Consider the following 22,449-nt stretch of genomic DNA (forward strand, 5'->3'; position numbering starts at 1 on the left):
GGGTCCGTTGAGCACTTAATTGCTTGTGGCGCAAGTCTTGGCTGGAACATCTGTTACGACAAAGCGAACGAGGTATGTCCTTCTGGATACACCACGTTGTCCGAGAATGCTGGCTTCAACCGAAAGGAGCTACGGATTGCCTGCCCGGCTGCGAGCCAGAAATCTCAGTAAAATCGGAGAAGAGCAGAGGACTTCCGTGACAGATTTGCTATTCAGGCTCTTTGATCTATTTCTCGGCGGCTTCCTTACGAACCGCCGTGAAAGGAAGGCTTTCGTCTCTGAGTTTGAAACTCTCAAGAGGTATGTGGTTTACGAGACTATCGTGAACAATATTCCAGTCCGGCTTGGTGACCTTCGTTCCTTTCTCATCGAGGAAAATCTGGGTTCAGCGCCCTGGCGTTCAAGAATTCTTCTCAAAGTGGCTTACAGAACCCGTCGTCGTAATGGGCGTTGCTGCTGTGAACGTCTATTCGCGGGAAGCTCTCGCGGAACTTCGCGGAGACCTTGGTGGGCTGCAGCTCTAACATCACGCTGGTTCCGACTCGCAAAAGCGATGCGCTTTTGCTCGCGGCTCAGCCGGAGCGTTGGGCGTAAGAATGCATCTCGACGAGAGCATGAGGCGTTTCAGACTAGCCGGCCGCGAGCTCTTCAACTCCTATTTCCGCGTCAACGATCCATGGAACAATGATGGCTGGAGATTGGAAGAACGATTCTCGGAAGTCGAGGCTGTTCTCTTCAATGCTCTGGTTACCCAGCCGTGCGAAATCGATTCGACCGCGTACGGCGAGTTGCAGCCGCACATCCAAGTCGTTTTGAACGGCTCTCAGCTTGCGCCTGTAATGATCAACCGCGAATCCGATTCGGGTTACTGGGACTTTCCGGTTCAAAGAATGACGAAGAGTGGAAGACTGGCGTTCATCAGATTCTTCGACTGGGATCTTCTCACCATCAGAGACAATCAGTATGTCCGCGTTCGCATCGAAGAATGGCCGGAACACCCAGAGTGCGTTGGTAAACACGCTCTCATCGAACCCGGTACGTTGTCTTCCAGTCGCCCAACAATGCGCTGCAGGCGACGTGCGAAGACGCACGCGCCTGAGCGCGGGCGTTGAACGTCCGCTTCATCGATTTCGTGCGTTTGCTTTCCGGCCGTCCCGAATTTCGGCTTCGGGTCGATGGCGGTCCTTCGCAGCAAGTTTGAATCTAGTCGGGCAGTGTCCGTCGGGTCGAATACGATTTTGGACATATGACGTGCTGCTACATCCATCTCGCAGTGAAACGGGTAGACCGCACTTGCACGACGATGGCGACCCTCGAAGCGATCGTCCGCTGCCTGCCCGAACTACCCGCTCCGGGATGGACATCAACGCAGTGTCTTATCCGGCCAGTTGAACACGCGCAGGTCTTTCAGTCCATACCCTTTCTGCTCACAGTGCGAGTCCGCACCATCGGAGACCGAGAACGGGACCCGTGTCTTCGGGAAATCTTCACCGGAATGGGGCCGAGCCGTCGCAACCGATGTGTTATGCCGCTATTGTCCGGCAGTTCTGGTGTCAGTGCCGCTCGCGGATCCTTCTAGAAGCGCTCGTCCTCTCGCAGGTAGCGCCACTTTCCCGGCGGCAGGTCGCCCAGCTTGACGCGCCCGATGCGGATGCGCTTCAAGCCCGTCACCGCGAGTCCGACCAGCTCGCACATGCGGCGGATCTGGCGCTTGCGGCCTTCGCGCAGCACGAAGCGCAGCTGATCCTCGTTCTGCCAGCTTACCTTCGCCGGTCGCAGCGCCACGCCATCGAGCGCGAGGCCATGATGCAGGCGTGCCAGTCCATCGGCCGCCAGCGATCCGACCACGCGCACGAGATACTCCTTCTCGATCCTGGCGTCGTCGCCGATCAAGAGCTTCGCGATGCGGCCGTCCTGGGTGAGCACCAGCAGCCCGGTGGAGTCGATGTCGAGCCGGCCGGCAGGGGCGAGTCCCTTCAGATGCACCGGGTGGAAGCGCTGCGGTGAGCGGTCGTCGCTGAACCGGGACGCGGCCTCGATCAGCTTCACGGCAGGACGATGGTTTCCCTCCGCCTGCCCGGACACATAGCCGATCGGCTTGTTGAGCAGGATCGTCACGCGCTTCAGCTGCCGCGACTGCGCTTCCGGGCTGAGCGTGATGGTCTGGTCCGGGTGCGCGCGTGTGCCCAGTTCGGTGACGCGCTCGCCGTCCACGAACACCCAGCCGCGCTCGATGTACTCGTCCGCCTCGCGTCGCGAGCAGAGCCCGCGCTCGGAGAGGAGCTTGGATATGCGTATCCTGCCGTCGTCGTTCACTTCACGTGACCTTACAGCAACGAGTCGGTGAGGCGCGCCAGATTTTCCAGCGCGCGCCGCGTGACGCCGCGCCGCGCCCATGCCGCCGGCGTCAGGTGCTCGCTGCGGGCGAGATAGTGCACCTGTACGCGCGCAAGCTTGGATGCCACGCTGCGATCGTAGATCAGCACGCTCACCTCGGCATTGAGGGCGAACGAGCGCATGTCGAAGTTGCTGGAGCCGATCAGGGCCACCGCGTCGTCCACGCTCATGTGCTTGGCATGGAGGAAGTTGCCGTGGTAGCGGTGCACGCGCACACCGGCGTCGAGCAGTTCCTCGTAGTACGACTGCTGAGCGAACTGGACCAGCGGCTTGTTCGAGGCGCGGTCGACGATGAGGTGCACCGCCACCCCGCGCCGCGCGGCAAGTTCCATCGCGAGCAGGAACGACTCGCTCGGGATGAAGTAGGGGGTGGTCAATACCACGCGCTCTCGCGCTGCGCTCATGAGCGCGATCATCAGATCCTCGGTGGTGCCGGCGTTGTAGCCGGGCCCGCTCGGCAGCACGTGGGCCAGTGCGCCGCCCGTGTCGTCGGCGGCGACCACGTGCGCTTCGCGCGCCTCGGGCGGGATGTCGCCGACCTCGAAGTAGCGATCGGCGAGCAGGACGGAATGGAGGTCGCGCACGATCGGGCCGGTCGTGCGCACCATCATCTCCTCGTTGGTCAGACCGCGGTTGGCGCGCGCGCTCACGATGTTCTGCGAACCGAAGAAGGCGATGCAGCCGTCGACGACGGCGATCTTGCGGTGATTGCGCAGGTCGACGCGCGCCTTGTTCGGCCCCCACAGCCGCAGCGGCAGTGCGCACGTGACTTCGATGCCGGCGGCGCGCATGCGCGGGGCCAGTCGCTTGAGTCCGGGGCGCGAGCCGATGGCGTCCATCACCACGCGCACGTTGACGCCGCGCTGGGCGACCCGTTCCAGGGCAATGGTCACCCGTTCGCCCACTTCGTCCGGCGCATAGATGTAGTAGAGCAGGTGTACCGATGCGTGCGCCTGTTCGACGTCGGCAACCAGGCGGTCGATGGCGGCGTCGTAGTCCGGCAGGAGTTCGAACTGGTTTCCGCCGCGGACCGAGAATTCCGAAAGCGCCTCGGCAAGATCGAGCGCCGGCGCAAACTCGGGCGGCAGCGGCGGACGCGGTGGCGCGCCGACGCGACCGCGCGCGCCGAGCGCCTTGAGCGCCTCGAAGACCTTCGCCTGCATCTCGATGCGGCTCTGTGGCAGGAACACGCGCCCGATCAGCCCGTACAGCACCAGCCCCACCCACGGCAGGAAGAAGATGAGGAGCAGCCAGGCGCGCGCGGAAGCCGGTGGTCGCCGTTGCGGAACGTAGAAAAGCATGACGACGCGGATGATCCACTCGCTCGCGACGTACAGGGTGCCGAGGCTGGCCAAGGATCTTTCGCGAAAGGACGTGGCGGGCGCGAGCGGGGCAGCCGACGCTGTCCCTATTGCGGCTGCTTGAGCAATCGTTCCCGTTCGGCTGCGTAGGCCTCGCAGGAGAGCTGCTGATCGCGCAGGGTTTGCCGGTCGGCCAGGGGATCGACGATACGCACGCGCGTCTGCAGGCCCTCGCACATGCTGCGGTTCGCATCGCCGGCACAGGCGCTCAGCGCACACGCCAGCAGCACCGGGAGACAAGAGCGTAGATGGGGTCTCATGCCGCGGCAGTATAGCCCGTGCGCTTCCGCGCCGGCGCTGGACAGCACGTCACCGCTGGCGCCAGAATCCGCGACAACCCCCGTCGCCGGTTCCAACTCATGCCGACCATCATCGACCCGCCCAGCCCGCAGGTCCTGCCCGTGAGAACGGTGACTGCGGATCGTCCCTTCCTCTGGCTGCGCCTGGGCTGGCGGGATTTTACGCGCACGCCCTGGGCGAGCCTGTTGCACGGCCTGGTGATCGCGGTCGGCGGCGTCGTCATCCTGCGCGCCGGCCTGGAGCACTGGTATCTGCTTCCGGGTGCCTTCTCCGGTTTCGTCCTCGTCGGGCCGATTCTCGCGACCGGGCTCTACGAGCAGAGCCGGTTGCTCTCGCGCGGCAAGCGACCCACCTTCGCCGACGCCGTCAACGCCTGGCGCCGCGGCACGCGTCCGCTGGTCTGGCTCGGCCTCTGGCTCGCACTCCTCGGCACGCTGTGGGTGCTCGTGTCGGCCGGACTCTTCGCGCTGTTCGTGAAGACGCCGATCACGGACGCGCATGGCTTCTTGCTCTACACGGTGCGCGCGCAGGGCGACTTCCTGTTTGCCTTGTGGCTGCTCGCAGGGGCGCTCGGGGCGGCGCTCGTGTTCGCCGCGACCGCAGTCTCTCCGCCCTTGCTGCTGGGGCGCATCGTCAGCCTGCGCAGCGCCATCCTCACGAGTGTGCGGGCAGTGGGCGAAAACCCGGTTGCGCTCGCCGTGTGGGCGACGATCATCATGCTGGCAACCGCGTTCTCCATCGTCACCGCGATGCTGGGTTTCATCATCACCGTCCCGGTGCTCGGCCATGCGACGTGGCATGCCTATCGGGATCTGGTGGACACGTCCTCCGTGCCCCTGCGGTACTGAGGGCTCCCGCGCCCCATGTTCGGTCTCACCGAGGAGCAGATCGCCGATTTCGGCCTGACGTTCGGGCTGACGGGCTTCATGCTCTACATGCTCTTCATCATCTGGAATCTGGCGAAGGAGTCCAAGGCCGGGCGGCTGGGCACCTTCGTGCTGTTTTTCGTGCTTGCCTTCGGGATGCTCGGGTTCATCGCCAAGACGGTCCTGACGTTCTTCCTGGAGTAGCAGGACCCATCCTCGCAAATCGCGTTGTGCAGTGCGGGCTTCGGAAGCTAGAATCGGGCAGATCGTCAGGGGACCGTGCAGAAGATGAGCGCAACGAGGGAGAAGTCGAAGCCAGCCGGCGCTACCGCGCCTACGGACCTGACGGCGGCATTCGCCGAGATGGCCCGCCAGACCCGTGAGCAGGTCGCGCAGTTCATGCAGCGCTCCGGCGGCGCGTTGATCGCCGACGAAATGGGGATTGGGCAAGCCTTCATGGACCTGGCGCAGCACATGATGCAGGACCCCATGAAGGTCGTGCAGGCGCAGATGAAGCTGTGGCAGGACTACATGCTGCTGTTTCAGACGTCGATGGTGCGCGCCTTCGGTCACGCCGCCGAGCCGGTGGCCGCGCCTTTGTCGAGCGACAAGCGCTTCCGGCACGAGGACTGGGAAAGCAACTTCGTCTTCGACTATGTGAAGCAGTCCTATCTGCTCGCCGCACGCTATCTGCACGGCGCCGTCGGCAGCGTCGAGGGACTCGACGAGAAGACCCGGAAGAAGGTCGACTTCTTCACGCGCCAGTATGTCGATGCGCTCTCGCCCACCAACTTCGTGCTGACCAATCCGGAGGTGCTGCGCGAGACGATCGAATCCGGCGGCCAGAACCTCATCAAGGGGCTCACCAATCTGCTGCAGGACCTGGAGCGCGGCGGCGGACAGTCGATCCGCATCCGCATGACGGATACCACCGCCTTCAAGCTCGGCGAGAACATCGCCAACACGCGCGGCAAGGTGGTTTACGAAAACGAGCTGATGCAGCTGCTGCAGTACGACCCGACGACCGAGCAGGTCCTGCGCAAGCCGCTGCTGATCGTGCCGCCGTGGATCAACAAGTTCTACATCCTCGATCTGCGGGAAAAGAACTCCTTCATCAAGTGGGCGGTGGACCAGGGACACACGGTGTTCGTGATCTCCTGGGTCAATCCCGATGTCAATCTCGCGCACAAGAACTTCGAGGACTATCTCCTCGAAGGGCCGATCGATGCAATCGAACAGATCCGCAAGGCGACCGGCGAGGACGAAGTCAACACGGCTGGATACTGTCTGGGCGGGACGCTGCTCGCAGGCACGCTCGGGTATCTCGCGGCAAAGGGCGAGCAGCGCATCGCCAGCGCGACCTTCTTCACGACCATGATCGATTTCGCAGAGCCGGGCGAACTCGAGATCTTCCTCGATGACCGCTCGATCAGCGCGCTCGAGAAGAAGATGAAGCAGCGCGGCTATCTCGAAGGGCACGAGATGGCGGGCACCTTCAACATGCTGCGCGCGAACGACCTGATCTGGTCGTTCGTCATCAACAACTATCTGCTCGGCAAGGATCCCTTCCCGTTCGATCTGCTGCATTGGAATTCAGACTCGACGCGCCTGCCCGCCGCCATGCACACGTTCTACCTGCGCAACTGCTACCAGCGCAATCTGCTGAAGGACCCGGGCGGCGTGACGATGGCGGGGGTGCCGATCGATCTCGGGCGGGTCAAGACGCCGGTCTATTTCATATCGACGATCGAAGACCACATCGCGCCGTGGAAGTCGACCTACAAGGGAACCCACCTCTTCGCCGGCCCCGTCAAGTTCGTGCTCGGCGGGTCCGGGCACATCGCGGGCGTGATCAACCCGCCGGCAGCCAAGAAGTACGGTTACTGGACCAACACGGCGCTGCCTGCGGATCCCGACAGCTGGTTTGACGGCGCGACCCAGCACCATGGCTCGTGGTGGCTCGACTGGCAGAAATGGGTCTCGGCGCTGGCAGGCGGCAAGGTTGCAGCGCGCGTGCCGGGTTCCGGCGGACTCCCGGTCCTGGAGGACGCGCCGGGCTCCTACGTCAAGGCGCGCCTCGACGCCCCCGCTCCCGCTGCGGGCTGACAGACACGGCGGCGGCGCATCGGGTTCGCACCCGGGCCTCGCGCGCTCAACACGGACGATTCCCACATGGATTTCGAGAACCTCATCCTCGAAGAGCGGGAGCCCGGCCTCTGGGTGCTGACGGTGCACCGGCCGAGCGCGCTCAATGCACTCAACAGCGCCACCATCGCCGAACTGGCGCAGGCCGTGCGCACCATCCGCGAACGCAAGGACGCGCACGTGCTGCTCGTCACCGGCTCGGGCGAGAAGGCCTTCGTCGCCGGCGCCGACATCCGTGAACTCGCCGCGCTCACGCCGATGGAGGCGCAGACGATGGCGGAGATGGCGAGCGACACGTTCCGCGGGCTGGAGCGCCTGTCGATCCCGACCGTGGCGCTGGTCAATGGTTTCGCCCTGGGCGGCGGCTGCGAGCTCGCCATGAGCTGCGACATCATCCTCGCCTCCGACCGCGCCGTCTTCGGCCAGCCGGAGATCAACATCGGCATCATGCCGGGCTTCGGCGGAACCCAGCGCCTGCTGCGCCTGGTCGGTCGTTCGCGCGCGCTGGAGCTCATCATGACCGGGCGCCAGGTCAAGGCCGAGGAAGCCAGGGTGATCGGGCTGGTGAACTATGTCTACCCGCCCGCGGAGCTGATCGAGCGCGGCCTCGAGCTCGGTCGCTCCCTGCTCGGCAAGCCGCCGCTTTCGATCAAGCTCATCAAGCAGATGGTGCAGCACGGTCTCGACATGAATCTCTCCGGTGCAACGCTGTGGGAGACCGATGGCTTCGGCCTTGCTTTCGCGACGGACGACCGACGCGAGGGCATGGCGGCGTTTCTCGAGAAGCGACCGCCGCGGTTCACCGGCCGCTGACGCTGGCCGGTTAGCGGGAATCCCGCGCACCGCGCGCGGTCCAACCCGGCGTCACGAGGCTGCCCGCAGAGCCGGCCCGACGCAAGCGACACGAAGGAGACAACGATGGAGATGCACGACCACGATCCGCAGGAAACGCGGGAGTGGCTCGATGCGCTCGGGGCGGTGCTGGAAGTCGAGGGCCCGGAGCGGGCTCATTACCTCCTCGAGCGGCTGATCGAGAAGGCGCGCCGGTCTGGCGCCTACCTCCCGTACAGCGCCAATACGGCGTATATCAACACCATCCCGCCGCACCGCGAGGAGCGCTCGCCGGGGGATTACGAACTCGAACACCGCATTCGCTCGTACGTGCGCTGGAATGCGCTTGCCATGGTGCTGCGCGCCAACCGGCACACCAACGTCGGCGGGCACATCGCGAGCTTCGCCTCGGCCGCGACGCTGTATGACGTCGGCTACAACCACTTCTGGCGCGCGCGCACCGACACGCGCGAGGGCGATCTCCTGTTCGTGCAGGGACACTCGGCGCCCGGCATCTATGCGCGCGCCTTCCTGCTCGGTCGGCTGAGCGAGGAACAGCTCGACAGCTTCCGCCAGGAGGTCGACGGCAAGGGGCTCTCGTCCTATCCGCATCCCTGGCTCATGCCGGATTTCTGGCACTTCCCGACGGTGTCGATGGGCCTCGGGCCGCTGATGGCGATCTATCAGGCGAAGTTCATGAAATACCTGCAGGACCGCGGGCTCGCCCACACCGAGGGGCGCAAGGTCTGGGCATTCATGGGCGATGGCGAGATGGACGAGCCGGAGTCGATGGGGGCGATCGGCGTGGCGGCGCGCGAGCGCCTCGACAACCTGATCTTCGTCATCAACTGCAATCTGCAGCGCCTGGATGGCCCGGTCCGCGGCAACGCCAAGATCATCCAGGAACTGGAGGCGGATTTCCGCGGCGCCGGCTGGAACGTGATCAAGGTGATCTGGGGGTCGTACTGGGATCCGCTTTTCGCCAAGGACCAGCACGGGCTCCTGTTGAAGCGCATGGAGGAGTGCGTCGACGGCGACTACCAGACCTTCAAGTCGAAGGACGGCGCGTACGTGCGCAAGCACTTCTTCGGCAAGTATCCCGAGTTGCGCGCGCTGGTGGCCAACATGACCGACGATGACATCTGGCGTCTCAATCGCGGCGGCCATGATCCGCACAAGGTCTACGCCGCTTATGCCGCAGCGGTGAAGCACACCGGTCAGCCGACCGTGATCCTCGCGAAGACGATCAAGGGTTACGGCATGGGCGAGTCGGGCGAGGCGCAGAACATCACGCACCAGCAGAAGAAGATGGTCGCCACCTCGCTGCGGGCGTTTCGCGACCGCTTCCGCCTGCCGATCGCGGATGACCAGATCGAGTCGCTGCCATATCTGCGCTTCCCGGAGGGTTCGCCCGAGCTCGAATACATGCGCGAGCGGCGCAAGAGTCTCGGCGGTTTCATGACGCGGCGCCGGCGCCGTGCGGAGGCGCTCGAAGTGCCGCCGCTGGCTGCCTTCGAATCGCTGCTCGCGAGCTCCGAGGACCGCGACTTCTCGACCACCATGGCCTTCGTGCGCATCCTGAGCAAGCTCGTCAAGGACAAGCAGATCGGGCGTCGCGTGGTGCCGATCGTCGCCGACGAATCACGCACCTTCGGCATGGAGGGCATGTTCCGACAGCTCGGCATCTGGTCCTCGGTCGGGCAACTGTACACGCCGCAGGACGCCGATCAGCTCATGTACTACAAGGAGGACAAGCACGGGCAGATCCTGCAGGAAGGCATCAACGAGGCCGGTGCCATGGGCGACTGGATCGCCGCCGCAACTTCCTACAGCACGCACGGCGTGCCGATGATTCCGTTCTACATCTTCTATTCGATGTTCGGTTTCCAGCGCATTGGGGACTTGGCGTGGGCTGCCGGGGATTCGCGCTGTCGGGGCTTCCTGATCGGCGGCACCGCGGGCCGCACGACGCTGAACGGCGAGGGTCTGCAGCACGAAGACGGTCACAGCCACGTGCTGTCGTCGACCATCCCGAACTGCGTCTCCTACGACCCCGCCTTCGCGTTCGAGCTCGCGGTGATCATTCAGGACGGACTGCGGCGCATGTACGCGGAGCAGGAGGACGTCTTCTACTACATCACGGTGATGAACGAGAACTACGTTCATCCAGCGATGCCTGCCGGTGCCGAACCCGGCATTCTCAAGGGCATGTATCTGCTGCGCGCCGGCCGCGAAGGCCCAGGCCCCCGCGTCCAGCTCATCGGTGCGGGAACGATCCTGCGCGAGGTGCTGGCGGCTGCTGAACTGCTCGAAGGCGACTGGGGCATCAACGCCGACGTCTGGAGTGCGACCAGTTTCTCGGAGCTGCGTCGGGACGGACTGGAGGCGACGCGCTGGAACCTGTTGCATCCCGAGGCACCGCCGGCGCTTTCCTATGTCGAGCGCTGCCTGAAGGAGCGCAGGGGACCGGTGATCGCCGCGAGCGACTACATGAAGATCGTGGCCGATCAGATCAGGGCCTACGTACCGCGTCGCTACGCGGTGCTCGGGACGGACGGGTACGGGCGTTCCGATACGCGCGAGCAGCTGCGCGGGTTCTTCGAGGTGAACCGTCACTGGGTCGTGCTGGCTGCGCTGCAGGCGCTCGCCGCGGACGGTGACATTCCCCGTGTGCAGGTGGCCCAGGCGATCGCGAAATACCGCATCGACCCGGCCAAGCCGAGCCCGGTCCGGGTCTGAAGATTCGCACGCTGCCGGGGGGGCGCATGGGTGCGATCAGGGAGGTACTGGTACCGGACATCGGGGATTTCAGCGACATCCCGGTGATCGAGATCGTCGTCAAGCCGGGCGATCGGGTGAAGCCGGAGGACGCCCTCATCGTCCTCGAATCGGACAAGGCGACGCTGGACGTGCCGGCGCCGTTTGCCGGCGCAGTGACGAAGCTCAAGGTCCGGGTCGGGGACCGTGTCTCGGAAGGCACGGCGATCCTCGAACTGGAAGCGGAAGAGGTTGCAGCCGAGGAAGCACCGGCAGAGCAGGCAGCGCCCGAGGCGGCACGGTCCGAACAGGTGTCCGCAACGTCCGGGCGGGCGGCGCCTGGCGCAGCGCCACCCGCGAGTCTGCCTCACGCGAGTCCTGCCATCCGTCGCTTTGCGCGCGAGCTCGGTGTGGAGCTCGACCAGGTTGCGGGAACCGGACCTGCGCAGCGCATCCTGAAAGACGACATCCAGGCGTTCGTCCGTGCGGCACTTGCCGGGTCGGCGGCGGCTCCCGGCACGGCGGGAAGCGTCCCCCACCCGGCCACGCATTTCGATGAGGCCGACGTCACGGAACTCGAAGCGTTCTGCTCGGAGATTGCGGCGCCGATGGTGGATCAGGCCGTGGAGGTCACCCTCACGGCCTTCGTGCTGAAGGCGGTCGCGGCAGCGTTGAAGGCTTTTCCCGATCTGAATGCCATGGTCGAGGGCGGGGCGGTCGTCCGGCAAGAGGGCTGTCACTGCGGACTCACGCTCGCATCGACGCGTGGACGCATCGTATGCGTCATCCGGGACGTAGATCTCAAGGGTGTCGTCGATCTGGCACGCGAGTCAGGTGCACTGATCGTCCAGGCCGGGAACGGGGCGGGCGATGGCGCGACCGCGCGCGTTGCCTTCACCCTCACCAGTCTTGCCGACTCGGCCGGCACTGCCTTCACGCCGACGATTCATGCCCCCGGCGTTGCCGCACTCGGCATCACGCGTGCGCAATCCCGGCTGGTCGAGCGCGATGGGAAGGCGGCGACGCGTCGGCTCCTGCCGCTGTGTTTGTCGTATGATTCAAACGTGATCGACCCCGACGTGGCAGCGCGGTTTACCGGGCACCTCGCTGCGCTACTGGCTGATCTCCGACGCGTGAGCCTCTAGACGGAACCTTGAATTTGCCGACGAAGGAAAGCGTAACCGGTTCTGCCCGCCGCTGGCGGGTCTCCGAGCCGGCAAGCACGGGTCCCGTCGGCATTCTCGGCGGCACCTTCGATCCGATCCACATCGGACACCTGCGCCTTGCGGAGGAGATCGTCGATGCCTGCAAGCTCGCCATGGTACGCTTCATTCCCGCCGCGATACCGCCGCACCGCGCCACCCCGCGGGTCACCGCCGATGACCGCCGGGAGATGGCGCGTCTTGCGATCGCCGACAATCCGCGCTTCGGTCTGGATGACCGTGAGCTCAAGCGGCCGGGGCCGAGCTACACCTTCGATACCCTGACCGAGCTGCGCCGGGAGATCGGGACGACGCGCCCGCTTTGCATCCTCCTGGGGGCCGACGCGTTTCTCGATCTTGCGGCCTGGCATCGCTGGCGTGAACTCTTCTCGCTGGCGCACGTGGTCGTAGCACATCGACCGGGTTTTTCCGTGGATTCCTGGGGGCAACGCATGCCGCAGCCCCTGGCACGCGAATACGAGACGCGGCGTCTCATGCAACCGCTCGCCACGCACTGGACCCCGGCCGGCGGCATCGCCACCGTCGCCACGACGGCGCTCGACATTGCGGCCACGCGCATCCGCAGCGGGCTCGAAGCCGGACGCTCCCAGCGCTATTTGATCCCCGACTCCGTTCTCGACTATATTGAGGCGCGGGGCCTGTACAAGGAGCCGGATGAAACCGGAGGAAACGAAGCAGTTGACGATTGAAGCGCTCGAGGACGTCAAGGGGCGCGATATCGTGGTGCTGGATACGAGGCGTCTGTCATCGCTCTTCGATTGCATGATCATCGCCAGCGCCGATTCGAGCAGGCAGGCTAGGGCCATGTCGCGGCGCGTGCAGGAGCGAGTCAAGGCGCGCGGTGCCGCAATTCTCGGGGTGGAGGGTGAGCAGGACGGCGACTGGGTCCTGGTGGATCTGGGCAGCGTGATCGTACACATCATGCACCCCGCGACCCGTGCCTACTATAACCTCGAAGAGCTGTGGGGGCCGCAGTTCCTCCACTCGGCGCGGCGTCAGGCCGCCTCAAGCTGATCGCGCAAGATCGTGCGCTGCAGCCATGCGAATGACCGTCATAGCGGTCGGCCACCGCATGCCCGCCTGGGTGAGCGCCGGCTTCGACGAGTACGCCAGGCGGCTGCCGCGAGAGGCGCGGCTCGACCTGATCGAAGTGCGCCCGGTGCGGCGCTCGCCGGGCGTGAGTGTGGAACGCGCAATGGCGCAGGAGGAGTCACGCATCGATGCTGCGGTGCCCGCAGGCTGCCAGCGCGTGGTTCTGGACGAACGCGGGGTCGAGATGACGAGTGTCGGGCTCGCGCACCGGGTCGAGTCGTGGCTCGGCAACGGGCATGACGTGGCGCTCGTGATCGGCGGCGCCGACGGGCTGACCGAGACTTTTCGCCGCTCGGCCGACCTGCTGCTTTCGCTTTCGCGCCTCACCCTGCCGCACGGACTTGTGCGGGTGCTGCTCGCCGAGCAGTTGTATCGCGCGATTTCGATCATGCACAATCATCCCTATCATCGGGAGTAACTGCGGCCGCGTCGGGGTCGCGTACACGGAGCACTACGGTGTCATTCCGAGAACAGCGCATTTACTTGGCGTCCCGCAGTCCACGCCGCCGCGAGCTCCTGAAGCAGATCGGTGTGCCGTTCGACGTGCTGCTGTTGCGCGAGGACCCCGCCCGTGGCGAGGACATCGACGAGCGCATGCTCGACGGGGAGAGCCCGCAGGACTACGTGACCCGCATCGCGCGCGCCAAGGCGGAACTCGGCTGGGTCCGGGTGCTGCAGCGGCGCCTGCGGCCGAACCCCGTTCTCGGTGCGGATACTTCGGTCGTCGTCGACGGGCAGGCGCTCGGCAAGCCCGAGGGCCGGCAGGACGCCGAGCGCATGCTGGGCTTGCTGGCGGGCTGCCAGCACCAGGTGTTGTCGGCGGTCGCGCTCTGCTATCGGGATCTCGTCGAGATGCGGCTCTCGTCGACGACGGTCGAGTTTCGCGCGTTGAACGAACAGGAGATTCGCCGCTACGTGGCCACCGGTGAGCCACTCGACAAGGCAGGCGCCTACGCTATCCAGGGCCGGGGCGCGGCGTTCGTTCGGAGCATTTCCGGGAGCTACTCCGGCGTCATGGGGCTGCCGCTCTTTGAGACGGTGGAACTGATGCAGCACTTCGGCTTCGGCGTTCTGTGACGGAAGAAATCCTGGTCAACGTCACGCCGCAGGAAACGCGTGTGACGGTGATGCAGCAGGGGGTGGTGCAGGAACTGCACATCGAGCGCGCGAGCAGCCGCGGCCTCGTCGGCAACATCTATCTCGGCCGCGTCGCGCGCGTTCTGCCCGGAATGCAGTCCGCGTTCATCGACATCGGGCTCGACCGCGCGGCCTTCCTGCACGTCGCCGACATCTGGGGCAACCGGCACGGCGGCGAGGAGTCGAAACCGATCGAGAAACTCCTCGCCGAAGGCCAGAACATCCTGGTGCAGGTGATCAAGGACCCGATCGGCACCAAAGGTGCACGCCTTTCCACGCAGGTGAGCATCGCCGGGCGTTTCCTCGTCTACTTGCCGCAGGAATCGCACATCGGCATCTCACAGCGGATCGAGGACGAGGTCGAGCGCACTCATCTGCGGGAGCGGTTGCAGCAGGCGCTGCCGGGTGACGAGACCGGTGGCTTCATCATCCGCACCATGGCGGAGGCCGCGACGATTCCGGAACTCGCCTCCGATATCGACTACCTGCGTCGCACGTGGCGCGGCATCCGCGAGGAATCCGTGCAGGCGAGTGCCCCGGCGCCTTTGTACCAGGACCTCAACCTGAGCCTGCGCGTGCTGCGCGACTTCGTCAGCGACGAGACCGCCCGTGTGCTGGTGGATTCGCGCGAGACGCACCAGAAGATGCTGGCGTTCGCACAAACGTACACGCGGAATTTCAGCGAGCGCGTCGAGCACTACAGCGGCGAGCGACCGCTGTTCGACCTCTATGCAGTGGAGGACGAGATCGAGCGCGCACTCGCACGCAGGGTCGATCTCAAGTCCGGAGGCTATCTCATCATCGATCAGACGGAAGCGCTCACCACCGTCGATGTGAACACGGGTGGCTATGTCGGTGGGCGCAATTTCGACGACACCATCTTCAAGACCAATCTTGAGGCGGCGCAGGTGATCGCGCGGCAACTGCGGCTGCGCAACCTGGGTGGGATCATCATCATCGACTTCATCGACATGGACAACGAGGAGCACCGCGGTGCCGTGCTCTCCGAGTTCCGCAAGGCACTGGCACGCGACCGTACGCGCATGTCGGTGAACGGCTTTACGGCACTCGGTCTCGTGGAGATGACGCGCAAGCGCACGCGCGAGAGTCTGGCGCACGTGCTGTGCGAGGCCTGTCCGACTTGCCAGGCACGGGGTGAAGTGAAGACTGCGCAGACGGTGTGCTACGAGATCCTGCGCGAGATCCTGCGCGAGGACCGTCAGTTCAACGCCCGCGAGTACCGCATCCTCGCCGCGCAGGCCGTGATCGATCTCTTTCTCGACGAGGAGTCACAGAGTCTGGCGATGCTCGGGGATTTCATCGGCAAGCCGATTTCGCTGCAGGTGGAGAATCAGTACTCCCCCGAGCGGTATGACGTCATTCTGATCTGAGCTCCCGCGTGGTGCGGCGGGCGGGTGTCACGCGGCGTTGATCGCTGCTGACGCGTTCTCGTGGCTGGAGATCACCTTTTTCACGCCGACGAGATCGGCGTGTCGCTCACGCAGCACGTTCTTGCGCGCGTCGAGGTCCCGGATGCGTCCGTGGAGACTGCTCAGGTCATCAGCCACTCGACGAAAACCCTCGATCCTGCGGGTAAGCAGCGCCTCGTGCTCCTTGATCTGCATCGAAAGCGGACCCAGGGCGGATTTGAGCCACGCGTCCACCTCGGTACGCGCACCGTCGAACACCTCCCGCGCCTGCACGACGAGTCCGTTGTAGAAGCGGCGCACCAGGAAGTGCTTCTCGGTCATGACGTTGACGGGGTCGCGGCAGAAATCCTCGACCTGCTTCTGCAGGGCGAACATGGCGACCGTATGGCGCTCGAGATTGAGCGGGGGCGGCACCAGGAGCGCGAAGCCATAGCCTTCGTGGAAGCGGTCGTAGACGCCGGCAACCAGCTTCTGCACGTCGGCGGAGAACTTGAGGATCTTCTGGCTCTGTGCCGAGTAGTGCTCGAACAGCGATTGCATGGCGCGCATCAGGCCGCGGGTGGTCCAACTGCCTTCGATCTCCTCCCTGCCCTGTTCGAGGATATGCTCGATGAACGCGGAGTCGAGGTTCGTGAGCAGCATGCCGCCCTGCTTGATGACGCCGGCGGAGGCGAGTTTGAATCCCTGCACTTGCGCCGTGTATGCGCCGCGATCGGCTTCCAGTTTGGTGAGCATCGCCTTCGCCACGGCCCGGTTCTTGCCCGAGAGCTGCACGAGTTCCTTGAGTTCCGCGCGGACGGCGTCGAGCTGATTCTCCACGGTCTGCAGCGAGGATTCGACCATGGTTCCGATCTCCCGCTCGACCGCGGCGCGCAGGATCTCTTGTCTGGCCGGCACGATCTCCTCGGCGAGGACCCGTTCGAGCGCCTTGATGCCGCTGCGCGCAAGCAGCGTTTCATCGTCGCGCACCTTGGCGAGCAGCGCCTTCTGCGCGGACACGGCGAAGACGTGTCGTCGCGGCAGCTGCAGGACCTGCGCGGTGCCGTCGATCTGACGCTCGATGCTGGCGGAGATGCCGGCCGCTCCCTTGAGATCGTCCCACAGCAGATCGACCTTGTTCAGTACGGCGAGACGTCGTGGCACGAAGGTCTGGACATACTTCTGCCAGACCTCCAGATCGGATTTCGTCACACCGGTGTCCATCGCCAGCACGAAGACCGCCGCGTGCGCATTCGGAATCATCGAGAGCGTGAGCTCGGGCTCCGCGCCGAGAGCGTTCAGGCCCGGCGTGTCGAGGATGACGAGGCCGTTCTTGAGCAACGGGTGCGGGTAGTTGATAACCGCGTGACGCCAGGCAGGGATCTCGACCCTGTCCGTTTCGCGCAACATCACGGTAGAAGTCTCGGGGCCCGTTTCCTCGAGCAGCCCGAGGTCGCGCGCTTCCTGCGCGCCTACCACCTTCGAGCGCGCCAGTTCCTGCATGGCCTGCGCCATGTCTTCGTGGGAATCGAGATTGAGTCTGAGTTTCACCCAGTCGATCGGCGAGCGCTTCAGTGCGGCAATGCTCTCGTTTCGCTTGCGCGTTTCGATGGGCAGCAGCTTGATCTGTGGCGGCTCGTTTGGATCGTAAAAAATCTCCGTCGGACACATGGTGGTGCGGCCAACGTCGGACGGCAGCAGCCGTCGCTTGTAGTTTGCGAAGAAAAGGGCGTTGATGAGTTCGGTCTTGCCGCGGGAGAACTCCGCGACGAAGGCCAGCGTGACGCGGTCCTGGCGCAGGCTTTCGACGAGATCGTAGATGCGCAGCGCATTCTGAATGTCGGCGTGACCGTTGGCGTCGAGCCAGGACTGGTACGCCTCGATACCTTGGATGAGGCGCTGCCGCCACTCCGAGTACTGGGCGACCTGCTGCTCCAGCGGACTGTTGCTCATTGTTGTTCCCACGCGGTCAATCGGTGCTCGACGGCGGGACCCGTTGCATCCAGTTCCACGATCTTGCGGCGGGCATGCTGTCCCGCGCGAATGCGGATGCGGCTTGATGGCAGGTCGAAGGCACGGCTCAGGAACTCGATCAGCGCGGTGTTGGCCCGGTCGTCAACGGCAGGAGCGGCGATTCGGACCTTCAGCAGCTCGTCGTGGAGGCCCGCTACCTCGCTGCGTCGGGCGCCCGGTTGCACGTAGAGCGAAAGCGTGAGCTTCTCGCCGCTTCGTCGATACCAGCTCCGCGGGGCGGGGTCCGAATGGGTGCCCTTACCCGTCGGGGCCATCACCTACGCAATCAACATGCCAAGCGTCAGGCGTTCCAGTGCCGCGACGGGCAGCATCAGCAGCAACTGGCAGATCACGAAAACGATCAAAGGAGAAAGATCAACACCCCCGAGCAGGGGAAGGCGTCCCTGGAGTGGCCGCAGGAATGGTCTGGTCAGGCTCTCGAGCAGAAACATGGCGGGACTTCCCGGGCTCACCCAGCTCATGACCGCGAGGACCAGGACGAGACCCATGATGAGATAGATGGCCATGCGTACGACGTACAGCGTGCCGAGCAGGACGATCACGACCCCGGTCACCGTCGGTGAGCCTGCGCTCGGCAGCGGGCGCACGCCCAGAAAATCCATCGCGGTGAGGAGCAGGATCGCCGCGAGCCACGCCGCGACCACGCTCGCGAGATCGTATCCCCACAGCCCGGGGACAATTCGTCGCAGGGGGCGGACGGCGAAATCGGTCACCGCCATGACGAAGCGCGAGAAGGGATGCGCATACGCCGTGCGGCTCCACTGCATGAAGAATCGGACCAGCGCGGCGAATATGAAAAGACTGAACGCGGTATCGAGCAGAAAGCCGATGGCCTGTCCGAACATCGTGCGGCGCTGCTTTCTAGTCGCGCCGTCCAAGCTCGGCGCCGAGTTCGCGCGAGCGTTCCGCCGCGGCTTCCACCGCGCGTGCAACGATAGCCTTCAGGTCAGCGGCCTCAAGGCGCTGGATCGCGCGTTCGGTCGTGCCACCGGCCGATGTCACCCGTGCGCGCAACGTCGCGGCGTCGTCCGCACATTCGGCTGCCACCCGGGCGGCACCGAGGACTGTCTGCAGTGTGAGCAGGCGCGCCGACGATGCATCGAGACCTAGACGCCGGGCGGCCTCGTCCAGTGCCTCGATGAAATAATAGACATACGCCGGTCCGCTCCCCGACACGGCCGTCACGGCGTCCATGGTGTCCTCGTCGGTGAGCCACAGCGTCTCACCGACCGCACTCAGTATGCTTTCTGCAAGATTGCGCTCGCTTGCATTTGCCGCAGGGGCGGCGAACAGCGCTGACATCCCGCAGCCGAGAACGGCCGGCGTGTTGGGCATGGCGCGAACGATCCGCCGATAGCCGCCCAGCCACCGGCTCAGGTCACCGGTGCGGATGCCGGCGGCAATCGAGATCAGCAATTGATGATGCATGTAGCTCGCGAGACTTCCCGCAACCTCGCGCAGCTGTTGCGGCTTGATCGCGAGCACGATGCACTCGCACGAGGTGAAGCCCGCGTCGAGGGACTCTCGCGCCTCGATGCCGAAGCGCTCCCGCAGGCGCTGGCGCGCCTCGGCACTGACTTCTACGACCTGCAATTGACTGCCGGAAAAACCCTTTCCCAACAAGCCGCTGATCAGAGCTGACGCCATGTGGCCGCCGCCGACGAAACCGATGCTGACTGACAATTGAGGACTCCGAAACTGACAGGCTCATGCGAGCCCGAATGGAAACGAGGGGGACGCGCCGCGAGCGAAGCGCCGTGTCCCGCACACGCCTGCGCTGCCGCTTGCTTGCCTGCCCGTCATGCTTGCCCGTCCACCTGTAGCTGTCGTGAGTATAGGCGGGCAGCGGCGGTCGCGGCAACCAAGCGAGGAGCCGTATGCCGCGGCGACGGTCAGGGACGCGGACCAAAGATCGCGGTGCCAACGCGAACGATCGTGGCCCCTTCGAGAACGGCTGCTTCGAGATCGTCCGACATGCCCATCGACAGGGTATCGAGTGCCGTTCCTTCCGCGACGATGCGGTCCTTGAGTTCGCGGGCGATGCGAAACCAGTGACGCTGCGCGGCCTGGTCACACTCGCGTCGCGGTATGACCATCAGACCGCGCAGGCGCAACCGCGGCATCGCAGCGACGCTTCTTGCGAGCGCGCTCGCATGCTCCGGAGCCACACCCGACTTGCTGGCTTCGCCGCTCACGTTGACCTGCAGACAAACATCGAGCGGTGGAAGGTGCGGTGGACGCGCCGCCGACAGTCGCTCTGCGATCCTCGCGCGATCGACGCCGTGGACCCAGGTGAAGTTCTCCGCAAGAGCGCGTGTCTTGTTGCTCTGAATGGGTCCGACGAAGTGCCATTCGATTTGCAGATCAGACAACTGGCCTATCTTTTGCACTCCCTCCTGCGCGTAATTTTCGCCGAAGGCGCGCTGGCCCGCCTGCCAAGCTTCCCTGAGACGGTCTGCCGGCCATGCCTTGCTGATGGCGAGCAATTGGATGTCGGATGGGTCGCGGCCTGCGGCGCGTGCCGCGCGATCGATCCGCTCCCGCACAGTTTGCAGGGCTGAAGCCAGTGTGGACATAATGCCCGGACGGTTCTCAAGGAGCGGTCTAATACATTGATCGCTATTGAATTTATGGCCGCACCCGGAAGCTTGGCTGGGGCGGCTCGGAGTGAATTCTAATGGACATTGCCGAACTGCTCGCTTTCGCCGTCAAGAACAAGGCGTCGGACCTGCACCTGTCGTCCGGCCTGCCGCCGATGATCCGCGTGCACGGCGACGTACGCCGCATCAATCTTCCGGCCATGGAGCACAAGGATGTTCATGGCATGGTGTACGACATCATGAACGACAGCCAGAGGAAAACCTACGAGGAGAATCTGGAGTGCGACTTCTCGTTCTCCATTCCAAACCTGGCCCGCTTTCGCGTCAATGCCTTCGTGCAGCATCGAGGCGCAGGCGCCGTGTTCCGTACCATTCCCTCGAAGGTGCTGACGCTGGAAGACCTGAAGGCGCCGGAGATCTTCAAGGACATTTCGAACCAGCCGCGCGGGATCGTGCTGGTGACCGGACCGACCGGCTCCGGCAAGTCCACGACGCTGGCCGCGATGGTCAACTTCATCAACGAGAACGAGCACGGTCACATACTCACGGTCGAGGATCCGATCGAATTCGTTCACGAGTCGAAGAAGTGTCTCATCAACCAGCGTGAGGTCGGGCCGCATACGCTCTCCTTCTCGAACGCCCTGCGCTCTGCGCTGCGCGAGGACCCCGACGTCATCCTGGTGGGCGAGATGCGCGACCTGGAAACCATTCGCCTCGCTCTGACCGCGGCAGAGACCGGTCACCTCGTGTTCGGCACTCTGCACACGAGCTCCGCGGCGAAAACCATCGACCGGATCATCGACGTCTTCCCCGCCGCGGAGAAGGAGATGGTGCGTGCGATGCTGTCCGAGTCGCTGCGGGCGGTGATCTCGCAGACACTCCTCAAGACCAAGGACGGCAGCAGTCGCGTTGCCGCCCACGAGATCATGATCGGCACACCGGCGATCAGAAACCTGATTCGCGAGAACAAGATCGCGCAGATGTATTCGGCAATCCAGACCGGACAACAGCTCGGCATGCAGACGCTCGATCAGAACCTGCTGGATCTCGTCCGCCGCAACGTCGTGTCGGCTGCCGAAGCGCGCAACCGCGCAATGAACAAGGACATGTTCGTCGGCTGATCAGGTCACGCGGACGTACCGGGGAGCACTGAATGGAAAGAGACCAGGCAGTCAAGTTCATGAACGACCTGCTGCGGGTCATGGTGAGCAAGAAGGCATCCGACCTTTTCATCACCGCCGGGTTTCCGCCGGCCTTCAAGGTGGATGGGAAGGTGACGCCGATCTCGAACCAGACGCTGTCGCCGACCCATACGCAGGAACTCGCGCGGTCGATCATGAACGACAAGCAGGCCGAGGAGTTCGAAGCAACGAAGGAGTGCAACTTCGCCATCAGCCCACCGGGCGTCGGTCGCTTTCGCGTCAATGCGTTCGTGCAGCAGTCGCGCGTCGGTCTGGTCCTGCGCACGATCAATTCGGCGATCCCGAAGATCGAGGATCTCGGTCTGCCGCCGCAGCTCAAGGAGATCGCGCTGACCAAGCGCGGACTCGTGGTCTTCGTCGGTGGCACCGGCTCTGGCAAGTCGACGTCGCTCGCGGCGATGATCGGCTTTCGCAATGAGACCACGCACGGGCACATTGTCACCATCGAGGACCCGATCGAATATGTGCACGACCACAGGAACTGCATCGTCACGCAGCGCGAGGTCGGTGTCGATACGGACTCATGGCATGCCGCGCTGAAGAACACGCTGCGCCAAGCGCCGGACGTGATCCTGATCGGCGAAATCCGCGACCGCGACACCATGGACTATGCCATTGCGTTCGCGGAAACCGGTCACCTGGCGATGGCGACCCTGCACGCCAACAGTGCCAACCAGGCGCTCGATCGGATCATCAACTTCTTTCCGGAGGAGCGGCGCGCACAGCTGCTCATGGACCTGTCCCTCAATCTGCGCGCGTTCGTTTCGCAGCGGCTGATTCCGATGAAAGACAGCAAGGGTCGCGCTGCAGCGGTGGAGATTCTCATCAATTCACCCCTGATTTCCGATCTCATCTTCAAGGGCGAGGTGCACGAGATCAAGGAAATCATGGCGAAGTCCCGCGAACTCGGCATGCAGACTTTCGACCAGCATCTCTTCGATCTCTACGAAGAGGGCAAGATCAGCTACGAGGACGCGCTGCGCAACGCCGATTCGGTCAACGATCTGCGCCTGCGCATCAAGCTCTACAGCCAGTCATCGAAGGACCGCGATCTCACCAGCGGCCTCGACAACCTGACGATCGTCTAAGCCTCGC

Annotated in this window: 22 protein-coding genes; 14 read left to right on the top strand and 8 right to left on the bottom strand. The window is 64.4% G+C overall.

Features of this window, described 5'->3' with window-relative positions:
• Positions 1 to 596 precede the first annotated feature (596 nt).
• Positions 597 to 1,112, top strand: a complete 516-nt coding sequence (locus JNK68_17360; protein MBL8542112.1) for a hypothetical protein — start codon at positions 597 to 599, stop codon at positions 1,110 to 1,112.
• Between the two features lie 463 nt (positions 1,113 to 1,575).
• Here JNK68_17360 and JNK68_17365 read toward each other — a convergent pair whose 3' ends face one another.
• The 3 genes from JNK68_17365 to JNK68_17375 form a co-directional block, all read right to left on the bottom strand.
• Positions 1,576 to 2,397, bottom strand: a complete 822-nt coding sequence (locus JNK68_17365) for an rRNA pseudouridine synthase (GenBank protein ID MBL8542113.1) — start codon at positions 2,395 to 2,397, stop codon at positions 1,576 to 1,578.
• Positions 2,328 to 3,698, bottom strand: a complete 1,371-nt coding sequence (gene cls / locus JNK68_17370) for a cardiolipin synthase (protein MBL8542114.1) — start codon at positions 3,696 to 3,698, stop codon at positions 2,328 to 2,330. The genes JNK68_17365 and cls overlap by 70 nt, the downstream gene beginning before the upstream one ends.
• Positions 3,699 to 3,805: 107 nt before the next feature.
• Positions 3,806 to 4,018, bottom strand: coding sequence for a hypothetical protein (locus JNK68_17375; GenBank protein ID MBL8542115.1), 213 nt, complete (start codon positions 4,016 to 4,018; stop codon positions 3,806 to 3,808).
• A gap of 99 nt (positions 4,019 to 4,117) precedes the next feature.
• On the opposite strand from JNK68_17375, the gene JNK68_17380 reads away from it, so the two are divergent.
• The 11 genes from JNK68_17380 (at position 4,118) to rng (ending at position 15,500) form a co-directional block, all read left to right on the top strand.
• Positions 4,118 to 4,906 (top strand): DUF2189 domain-containing protein, encoded by a 789-nt coding sequence (locus JNK68_17380; GenBank protein MBL8542116.1) that lies wholly within the window; start codon positions 4,118 to 4,120, stop codon positions 4,904 to 4,906.
• 15 nt (positions 4,907 to 4,921) lie between these two features.
• Entirely contained in the window at positions 4,922 to 5,128 is a 207-nt protein-coding gene (locus JNK68_17385) for a DUF2788 domain-containing protein (GenBank protein ID MBL8542117.1), read from the top strand.
• Between the two features lie 84 nt (positions 5,129 to 5,212).
• The gene (gene phaC / locus JNK68_17390; GenBank protein MBL8542118.1) at positions 5,213 to 7,030 is read left to right on the top strand and encodes a class I poly(R)-hydroxyalkanoic acid synthase; all 1,818 of its coding nucleotides are present in this window, start codon (positions 5,213 to 5,215) and stop codon (positions 7,028 to 7,030) included.
• A 66-nt stretch (positions 7,031 to 7,096) separates the two neighbouring features.
• Positions 7,097 to 7,882, top strand: a complete 786-nt coding sequence (locus tag JNK68_17395) for an enoyl-CoA hydratase/isomerase family protein (GenBank protein MBL8542119.1) — start codon at positions 7,097 to 7,099, stop codon at positions 7,880 to 7,882.
• 105 nt (positions 7,883 to 7,987) lie between these two features.
• Positions 7,988 to 10,639 carry a pyruvate dehydrogenase (acetyl-transferring), homodimeric type gene (gene aceE, locus JNK68_17400; protein ID MBL8542120.1) on the top strand — a complete coding sequence of 884 codons (2,652 nt, stop codon included), beginning with the start codon at positions 7,988 to 7,990 and terminating at the stop codon, positions 10,637 to 10,639.
• A gap of 26 nt (positions 10,640 to 10,665) precedes the next feature.
• The gene (locus tag JNK68_17405) at positions 10,666 to 11,802 is read left to right on the top strand and encodes a 2-oxo acid dehydrogenase subunit E2 (GenBank protein MBL8542121.1); all 1,137 of its coding nucleotides are present in this window, start codon (positions 10,666 to 10,668) and stop codon (positions 11,800 to 11,802) included.
• A 14-nt stretch (positions 11,803 to 11,816) separates the two neighbouring features.
• Positions 11,817 to 12,569 (top strand): nicotinate-nucleotide adenylyltransferase, encoded by a 753-nt coding sequence (gene nadD, locus JNK68_17410; GenBank protein ID MBL8542122.1) that lies wholly within the window; start codon positions 11,817 to 11,819, stop codon positions 12,567 to 12,569.
• Entirely contained in the window at positions 12,535 to 12,894 is a 360-nt protein-coding gene (gene rsfS / locus JNK68_17415) for a ribosome silencing factor (protein ID MBL8542123.1), read from the top strand. The genes nadD and rsfS overlap by 35 nt, the downstream gene beginning before the upstream one ends.
• A 25-nt stretch (positions 12,895 to 12,919) precedes the next feature.
• Positions 12,920 to 13,390 (top strand): 23S rRNA (pseudouridine(1915)-N(3))-methyltransferase RlmH, encoded by a 471-nt coding sequence (rlmH, locus tag JNK68_17420; GenBank protein MBL8542124.1) that lies wholly within the window; start codon positions 12,920 to 12,922, stop codon positions 13,388 to 13,390.
• Between the two features lie 59 nt (positions 13,391 to 13,449).
• Positions 13,450 to 14,049 (top strand): septum formation inhibitor Maf, encoded by a 600-nt coding sequence (gene maf / locus JNK68_17425; protein MBL8542125.1) that lies wholly within the window; start codon positions 13,450 to 13,452, stop codon positions 14,047 to 14,049.
• Positions 14,046 to 15,500, top strand: a complete 1,455-nt coding sequence (gene rng, locus JNK68_17430) for a ribonuclease G (GenBank protein MBL8542126.1) — start codon at positions 14,046 to 14,048, stop codon at positions 15,498 to 15,500. The genes maf and rng overlap by 4 nt, the downstream gene beginning before the upstream one ends.
• Before the next feature lie 27 nt (positions 15,501 to 15,527).
• On the opposite strand, the gene JNK68_17435 is transcribed toward rng, so the two are convergent.
• The 5 genes from JNK68_17435 to JNK68_17455 all read right to left on the bottom strand — a co-directional run bounded on the left by JNK68_17435 (position 15,528) and on the right by JNK68_17455 (position 20,128).
• The gene (locus tag JNK68_17435; GenBank protein ID MBL8542127.1) at positions 15,528 to 17,471 is read right to left on the bottom strand and encodes a dynamin family protein; all 1,944 of its coding nucleotides are present in this window, start codon (positions 17,469 to 17,471) and stop codon (positions 15,528 to 15,530) included.
• Complete coding sequence (locus JNK68_17440; protein MBL8542128.1) at positions 17,468 to 17,806, bottom strand: DUF167 domain-containing protein; 339 nt, start codon at positions 17,804 to 17,806, stop codon at positions 17,468 to 17,470. Before JNK68_17440 ends, JNK68_17435 begins: the two co-directional genes overlap by 4 nt.
• Positions 17,807 to 17,809: 3 nt before the next feature.
• A complete protein-coding gene (locus tag JNK68_17445) occupies positions 17,810 to 18,397 on the bottom strand; it encodes a YggT family protein (protein ID MBL8542129.1) in 588 nt (195 codons plus the stop codon).
• A 16-nt stretch (positions 18,398 to 18,413) separates the two neighbouring features.
• Positions 18,414 to 19,199, bottom strand: coding sequence for a pyrroline-5-carboxylate reductase (locus JNK68_17450; protein ID MBL8542130.1), 786 nt, complete (start codon positions 19,197 to 19,199; stop codon positions 18,414 to 18,416).
• A 245-nt stretch (positions 19,200 to 19,444) separates the two neighbouring features.
• Entirely contained in the window at positions 19,445 to 20,128 is a 684-nt protein-coding gene (locus JNK68_17455; GenBank protein ID MBL8542131.1) for a YggS family pyridoxal phosphate-dependent enzyme, read from the bottom strand.
• Between the two features lie 101 nt (positions 20,129 to 20,229).
• Between JNK68_17455 and JNK68_17460 the strand changes: the two genes are divergently transcribed.
• Positions 20,230 to 21,273 (top strand): type IV pilus twitching motility protein PilT, encoded by a 1,044-nt coding sequence (locus JNK68_17460; protein MBL8542132.1) that lies wholly within the window; start codon positions 20,230 to 20,232, stop codon positions 21,271 to 21,273.
• A gap of 32 nt (positions 21,274 to 21,305) precedes the next feature.
• The gene (locus tag JNK68_17465; protein MBL8542133.1) at positions 21,306 to 22,442 is read left to right on the top strand and encodes a PilT/PilU family type 4a pilus ATPase; all 1,137 of its coding nucleotides are present in this window, start codon (positions 21,306 to 21,308) and stop codon (positions 22,440 to 22,442) included.
• Positions 22,443 to 22,449: the final 7 nt, after the last annotated feature.

This window comes from Betaproteobacteria bacterium (assembly GCA_016791345.1).
Classification (GTDB): domain Bacteria; phylum Pseudomonadota; class Gammaproteobacteria; order Burkholderiales; family JAEUMW01; genus JAEUMW01.

Coding starts and splice junctions, on each gene's coding strand:
- JNK68_17385 (MBL8542117.1), top strand. CDS start 4,922: ATGTTCGGTCTCACCGAGGAGCAGATCGCCGATTTCGGCCTGACGTTC.
- phaC (MBL8542118.1), top strand. CDS start 5,213: ATGAGCGCAACGAGGGAGAAGTCGAAGCCAGCCGGCGCTACCGCGCCT.
- JNK68_17435 (MBL8542127.1), bottom strand. CDS start 17,471: ATGAGCAACAGTCCGCTGGAGCAGCAGGTCGCCCAGTACTCGGAGTGG.
- JNK68_17445 (MBL8542129.1), bottom strand. CDS start 18,397: ATGTTCGGACAGGCCATCGGCTTTCTGCTCGATACCGCGTTCAGTCTT.
- rlmH (MBL8542124.1), top strand. CDS start 12,920: ATGCGAATGACCGTCATAGCGGTCGGCCACCGCATGCCCGCCTGGGTG.
- JNK68_17440 (MBL8542128.1), bottom strand. CDS start 17,806: ATGGCCCCGACGGGTAAGGGCACCCATTCGGACCCCGCCCCGCGGAGC.
- JNK68_17450 (MBL8542130.1), bottom strand. CDS start 19,199: ATGGCGTCAGCTCTGATCAGCGGCTTGTTGGGAAAGGGTTTTTCCGGC.
- JNK68_17455 (MBL8542131.1), bottom strand. CDS start 20,128: ATGTCCACACTGGCTTCAGCCCTGCAAACTGTGCGGGAGCGGATCGAT.
- JNK68_17395 (MBL8542119.1), top strand. CDS start 7,097: ATGGATTTCGAGAACCTCATCCTCGAAGAGCGGGAGCCCGGCCTCTGG.
- JNK68_17380 (MBL8542116.1), top strand. CDS start 4,118: ATGCCGACCATCATCGACCCGCCCAGCCCGCAGGTCCTGCCCGTGAGA.
- aceE (MBL8542120.1), top strand. CDS start 7,988: ATGGAGATGCACGACCACGATCCGCAGGAAACGCGGGAGTGGCTCGAT.
- JNK68_17405 (MBL8542121.1), top strand. CDS start 10,666: ATGGGTGCGATCAGGGAGGTACTGGTACCGGACATCGGGGATTTCAGC.
- cls (MBL8542114.1), bottom strand. CDS start 3,698: ATGCTTTTCTACGTTCCGCAACGGCGACCACCGGCTTCCGCGCGCGCC.
- JNK68_17465 (MBL8542133.1), top strand. CDS start 21,306: ATGGAAAGAGACCAGGCAGTCAAGTTCATGAACGACCTGCTGCGGGTC.
- JNK68_17365 (MBL8542113.1), bottom strand. CDS start 2,397: ATGGGCGCGGCGCGGCGTCACGCGGCGCGCGCTGGAAAATCTGGCGCG.
- JNK68_17375 (MBL8542115.1), bottom strand. CDS start 4,018: ATGAGACCCCATCTACGCTCTTGTCTCCCGGTGCTGCTGGCGTGTGCG.
- rsfS (MBL8542123.1), top strand. CDS start 12,535: ATGAAACCGGAGGAAACGAAGCAGTTGACGATTGAAGCGCTCGAGGAC.
- JNK68_17360 (MBL8542112.1), top strand. CDS start 597: ATGCATCTCGACGAGAGCATGAGGCGTTTCAGACTAGCCGGCCGCGAG.
- JNK68_17460 (MBL8542132.1), top strand. CDS start 20,230: ATGGACATTGCCGAACTGCTCGCTTTCGCCGTCAAGAACAAGGCGTCG.